This window comes from Pseudomonas sp. 14P5.3.2, from assembly GCF_057799175.1.
Map to the genome: position 1 here is coordinate 1 of NZ_JBYOKU010000085.1, position 466 is coordinate 466.

The 466-nt window shown below is 58.8% G+C and carries 1 protein-coding gene; it reads left to right on the forward strand.

Translation table 11 applies throughout. From position 1 onward, the window contains the following. Window positions 1-466 (forward strand): immunoglobulin-like domain-containing protein (locus AC27VU_RS28925; protein ID WP_488725414.1); only part of this gene is annotated, 466 nt, incomplete at both ends.

Consider the following 466-nt stretch of genomic DNA (forward strand, 5'->3'; position numbering starts at 1 on the left):
TAAAGTCGAAGCGACCATTTCCACCGCTACCGGTGGCAACTTCGAAAACCTGGTGCCGAGCACTGTTCCTGCAGTCACCAACGTTACCGATACCATCGACACCACTACGGTCAAACTGACCGCGACCGAATCGGCTGCGGAAGGTGGCACCGTCACCTACACCGCAACCGTTGGCGCACCAGTGACCGGCTCGCCTGTAGTCGTGACCCTGGCTAATGGTCAGAACATCACCATCGAAGTGGGCAAAACCACCGGTACCGTCACCACCACTGCGCCGAACGATGCGTTGACCGGTCACGCGCCGTTGACCAACGCCATCACCAATGTGACCGGCGGCAACTACGAAAATCTGGTAGCCGACAAAACTCCGGTTTCGACCACCGTTACCGACACTGTCGACACCACCAACCTGTCCCTGAGCGCTACCAACTCGGTCGCCGAGGGCGGTTCGATCATCTACACCGCA